General features: G+C 62.8%; 4 protein-coding genes. 3 read left to right on the top strand and 1 reads right to left on the bottom strand.

The genetic code is table 11. The annotated features are described in order from the left end of the window. Positions 1-111: 111 nt before the first annotated feature. Positions 112-237: a hypothetical protein gene (locus tag VZ95_RS27885; RefSeq protein ID WP_269747046.1), complete on the bottom strand. Its 126-nt coding sequence runs from the start codon at positions 235-237 to the stop codon at positions 112-114. Between the two features lie 234 nt (positions 238-471). On the opposite strand from VZ95_RS27885, the gene VZ95_RS02775 reads away from it, so the two are divergent. The 3 genes from VZ95_RS02775 to acnA all read left to right on the top strand — a co-directional run bounded on the left by VZ95_RS02775 (position 472) and on the right by acnA (position 4,775). Continuing rightward, complete coding sequence (locus tag VZ95_RS02775) at positions 472-726, top strand: hypothetical protein (RefSeq protein ID WP_045774520.1); 255 nt, start codon at positions 472-474, stop codon at positions 724-726. 52 nt (positions 727-778) lie between these two features. Beyond that, complete coding sequence (locus VZ95_RS02770; RefSeq protein ID WP_045774519.1) at positions 779-1,984, top strand: YbfB/YjiJ family MFS transporter; 1,206 nt, start codon at positions 779-781, stop codon at positions 1,982-1,984. A 118-nt stretch (positions 1,985-2,102) separates the two neighbouring features. Continuing rightward, on the top strand, positions 2,103-4,775 hold the full coding sequence (gene acnA, locus VZ95_RS02765) for an aconitate hydratase AcnA (RefSeq protein WP_045774518.1): 2,673 nt from the start codon (positions 2,103-2,105) through the stop codon (positions 4,773-4,775). Positions 4,776-4,891 lie beyond the last annotated feature (116 nt).

Genomic DNA, 4,891 nt, shown 5'->3' with positions numbered 1-4,891 from the left:
CGAACTCGATGGGAATCACGACGGGCGGTGGCGGGGGACCCGCGAGCGACAGCAGCGGTTCGACTTCCGGCAGCGGAAGCGCGGTTTCCGCAAAGCTGGGCGGGACAAGGCTCAAAGCTGGGTGGCGGGCGCGAGCAGGCCATTCTGATCGGCCAGAATAAGCCCAAGGCTGCCCGCGCCGATCACGCCAGCCAACCCCCATAATCCGCCCGCAAAGAAACTTAAACCCTTGGCCATGCCCGAAATCCTAGCAAGCTTCCGAGGGTTTTTCTATTCGAAGCGCGGGTTTTAGTCGCGTATGACGCGTTTTATTACCGAAGTTTGATAATGCATGCCGTGCCCGTCAAACCCCCTTGCCAGGGGGGAGGGATTCCGGCAGGGTTTTTGTGTTGCGCCGCACAAGCGCGCACGCTTTTAGCCGGGTCCGATAGGTCATAATATCGGGCCGGTACACGCGGGAGGGTTAAAAAAATGAACAAGGCGCTCGAAGAACTCTACACCAAAGCGTCGGCGATGTATGAGAAGCACCAGGATCAGGAACTTTACGATTACCTGATGACCCTGGCGCGCCACTTGGAAAATGCCGATATGATGAAGCATCAACTCGGCTATTTGTTGATGCATGCCCGCTCTACCGTCGCGGCCCCGGTTCGCACGGTTCATTTTCAGGAAGCTTTGACGCGCGCGGCGCGGTTCCTGGAAAAAGTTGAGCGGGACGATGCGTAACCGCCGGTCTTAGGCGATTGGGGCGCGCCCGCCCGCGCGCTTCCACCGGCTGATGACGGCTCTTCCTCCGCAAATTTCGGCCTTTCGGCAGGCCCTGCCCGGCATGGCGACGCTGATCGTCGGCCACGGCATCGGGCGCTTTGCTTTTACGCCGCTGATCCCCGCCTTGGTCGCCGCCGGTCTCTTCACTGGCCCGCAGGCTGTGTGGTTGGGCGCAGCGAACCTTATCGGTTATTTTCTGGGCTCCTTGATGGCGCTGCGGCTCGCGGACCGCTATGGCGTCGGCTTTGTGCTGCGCGCTTCGGTCGGCGCGGTGCTGCTGGCGACGCTGGCGGGGATTCCGAACTGGGGGCCGGAGTGGGGACTCATTTGGCTCGCGCCCTGGCGGATGCTGACGGGAATCGCCGGCGCGCTCATTCTGATTCTCGCCCCCTCGGCCTTGCTCAGCCAAGTGCCGGTATCCCGGCGCGGCACGATCAGCGGGCTCGTGTTCTGCGGCATCGGGATTGGGATTATTCTCGCCGGGACCGTCGTGCCCTGGTTGGCGCAAATCGATATCGTCGCGGCGTGGCTGGGGCTTGCGGTCTTGGCGCTGCTGCTGTGGATTCCGGCCTGGTCCGGGTGGCCGGAGAAACCTCCAACATTGAAATCCCAAGCGGCGGCGCTGCCGAGTGGGCCGGGGCCGCGCTGGACGCTACCATTGCTCTGCCTTGCCGCCGCCTACGCTGGGGACGCGATGGGCTTCATTCCCCATACGGTCTTTTGGGTCGATTACATCGCGCGCGGCCTGGGGCACGGCGTCGCAGTCGGCGGCTATTTTTGGGTTCTCTTCGGCATCGGGGCGGCCTTGGGCGTGCTGTTGCTCGGACGGTTGGCCGATAAGATCGGTTTTGGCGCCGCCTTGACCCTGATGCTGGGGGCAAAGGCGCTGGCGATTGCCCTGCCCTTGTTTTCGGCGTCGCTGCCCGCCCTGGTGATTTCGAGCCTCATCGTCGGCGCGGCAACGCCCGGCGCGGCGATGCTCACCTCGGGCGTTGCCCTAGAATTGGTAGGGGCGGACGCCCATCGCGGCGCGTGGCGGAAACTCACGCTGATTTTCTCGGCCTTCCAAGCCCTCGCAGGCCAGGGTTTTGCGCTGTTGTTTGCCGCAACCCAAGCCTATGAGGCGATTTTCGCCATTGGCGCGGGTTTGCTGGCGCTTGCGAGCGTGGCGGCGGGCTTTGCGTGGCGCGGGCAACGGCATCATAAGAAAAACTAGGGGAACCCCCCAGTTCTTCCGTCTTGTTCTGTCATCGATCCCGCGTACACTCGCCGATTGGAAGGGTTGGGTTCGACTGCTGCCGCGACTGAACCCGCAACAAGAACGGAGAACTCCCGTGACCGTCGGAATCGACACGCTCAAAACCCGTCGCACGCTCAGCGTCGATGGCGTTTCCTTTGATTATTTCAGCCTCGCCGCCCTCGTGGAAGCCGGTCACACGAATGTGACCCGCCTGCCGATGTCGCTGAAAGTGCTGCTGGAAAATCTGCTGCGCTACCAGGACGAGCGCACGGTTTCCGTCGCCGATGTCAAATCGCTGGCCGATTGGCAGCCGTCCGGCGAGGAAAAGGAAATCGCCTACCGCCCGGCGCGCGTGCTGATGCAGGATTTCACCGGCGTTCCCGCCGTGGTCGATTTGGCGGCGATGCGCGATGCGATGGTGGCCCTCGGCGGCGATCCGCAGAAGATCAACCCGCTCTCGCCGGTCGATCTGGTCATCGATCACTCGGTGATGGTCGATAATTTCGGCACCGAGCACGCGTTTGCCGATAATGTGAAGCTGGAGTTCGAGCGCAATCACGAACGCTACGCCTTCCTGCGCTGGGGCCAATCGGCCTTCAATAATTTCCGCGTCGTGCCGCCCGGCACCGGCATTTGCCATCAGGTGAACGTCGAATATCTGGCGCAAGTGGTGTGGACCGCGACGGAAGACGGTAAGACGGTGGCCTATCCCGATACCTGCGTCGGCACCGATAGCCACACGACGATGGTCAACGGCCTCGCGGTGCTCGGTTGGGGCGTCGGCGGGATCGAAGCGGAAGCGGCGATGCTCGGCCAGCCGGTTTCGATGCTGGTGCCCGATGTCGTCGGCTTCAAGCTCACCGGCAAGCTGCCGGAAGGCGCGACCGCGACCGATTTGGTGCTGACCGTCACGCAGATGCTGCGCAAGCTCGGCGTTGTCGGCAAGTTCGTCGAATTCTACGGGCCGGGCCTCGATCACCTGTCGCTGGCCGACCGCTCCACCATCGCCAATATGGCCCCGGAATATGGCGCCACCTGCGGCTTCTTCCCCATCGATGCCGAAACCATCCGCTACCTCAATTTCACTGGCCGCGAGCCTGCCCGCGTGAAGCTGGTGGAAGCCTATGCCAAGGCCCAAGGCATGTGGCGCGATGCCACGACGCCGGACCCGGTGTTCACGACGACGCTGGAACTCGATCTCGCCTCGGTGCTGCCGTCGATGGCCGGGCCGAAGCGCCCGCAAGACCGCGTGCTGCTGAGCGATGCCAATACCAGCTTCAGCAAGACCCTGACCGATTCGGGCGTTCCTGCCGTGCGCAAGGTGGCCGTGGAAGGCTCCAACTACGAGCTGACCGATGGCGATGTGGTCATCACCGCCATCACCTCCTGCACCAATACCTCGAACCCGAGCGTGCTGATTGCCGCCGGTTTGCTGGCGAAAAAGGCCGTGGAACTCGGCCTGGAGCGCAAGCCCTGGGTAAAATCCTCGCTCGCTCCCGGCTCCCAGGTCGTCACCGATTATCTCGATAAGGCGGGCCTGACCCCCTATCTCGATAAGCTCGGCTTCAATCTGGTAGGCTATGGTTGCACCACCTGTATCGGCAACTCCGGCCCGCTGGCCGATCCGATTGCCGCCGCTGTGGAAAAGGGCGATCTCACCGTCGCCGCCGTTCTGTCGGGCAACCGCAACTTTGAAGGCCGCATCAGCCCGCACGTGAAGGCAAACTACCTCGCCTCGCCGCCGCTGGTCGTCGCCTATGCCCTCGCCGGCACGATGACGGTAAATGTCGCCACCGATCCGCTCGGTACGGGCAAGGATGGGCAGCCGGTCTACCTCAAGGATATTTGGCCGTCGAACGCCGACATTCAGGCGGCGCTCGAAGCCAGCCTGACCTCGGAAATGTTTAAAGCCCGCTACGGCAACGTTTTCCACGGGCCGGACGAATGGCGCGCGATCGAAACCACCACGGGCGAAACCTATGTGTGGGACGGCGGCAGCACCTATGTTCAGAACCCGCCCTATTTCGTCGGCATGGCGAAGGAGCCCGGCGCGGTGTCGGATATCCGCAAGGCGCGTCCGCTGGCGATCTTGGGCGATTCGATCACGACCGACCATATCTCCCCGGCCGGTTCGATTAAGAAAGACAGCCCCGGCGGTGCCTATCTGCTGGAACATCAGGTCCGCCCGATCGACTTCAACAGCTACGGCGCGCGCCGGGGCAATCACGAAGTCATGATGCGCGGCACGTTTGCCAATATCCGCCTGAAGAACGAAATGGCCCCCGGCACCAGCGGCGGCGTCACCGTTTTCCAGCCGACCGGCGAGCCGATGTTCATCTACGATGCGGCGCAAAAGTATAAGGCCGAAGGCACGCCGCTCGTTATCGTTGCCGGTAAGGAATATGGCACGGGCTCCAGCCGCGACTGGGCGGCGAAGGGCACCTTGCTGCTGGGCGTGAAGGCCGTTATTGCCGAAAGCTTCGAGCGTATTCACCGCTCGAATCTGGTCGGCATGGGCATTCTGCCGCTCCAGTTCAAAGACGGCATGACCCGCCAGACCCTCGGCCTCGATGGCACGGAAGTCTTCGATATTTCCGGCGTCGAAGCGGGCCTGAAGCCGCGCCAAGACCTGACCGTCACCCTCACCCGCGCCAATGGCACGGTGGAAGTCATCCAGGTGCTGAGCCGCATCGATACGCTCGATGAGGTCGAATATTACCGCCACGGCGGGATTCTGCCGTATGTGCTGCGGAGCCTCGCTTCGTAGTTCGACGGGTAACAGCGTTCGGGGAGCGGCTCGCCTGAAAGGGCGGGCCGTTTTTCGTTTGAGAGGCTGGGCTGTGAAATGTACGCCAGCCGTCCTATATCGAACCCTTCGGCGAT

It is taken from the genome of Elstera litoralis, assembly GCF_000963705.1.
Lineage (GTDB): Bacteria > Pseudomonadota > Alphaproteobacteria > Elsterales > Elsteraceae > Elstera > Elstera litoralis.
The sequence above is the reverse complement of the archived record's forward strand: the minus strand, read 5'-3'. Positions and strand labels throughout refer to the sequence as shown.

What these genes read in the sequence shown, in the direction of transcription:
- VZ95_RS27885 (WP_269747046.1), bottom strand. Translation starts at nt 237, where the DNA reads ATGGCCAAGGGTTTAAGTTTCTTTGCGGGCGGATTATGGGGGTTGGCT.
- VZ95_RS02775 (WP_045774520.1), top strand. Translation starts at nt 472, where the DNA reads ATGAACAAGGCGCTCGAAGAACTCTACACCAAAGCGTCGGCGATGTAT.
- VZ95_RS02770 (WP_045774519.1), top strand. Translation starts at nt 779, where the DNA reads ATGACGGCTCTTCCTCCGCAAATTTCGGCCTTTCGGCAGGCCCTGCCC.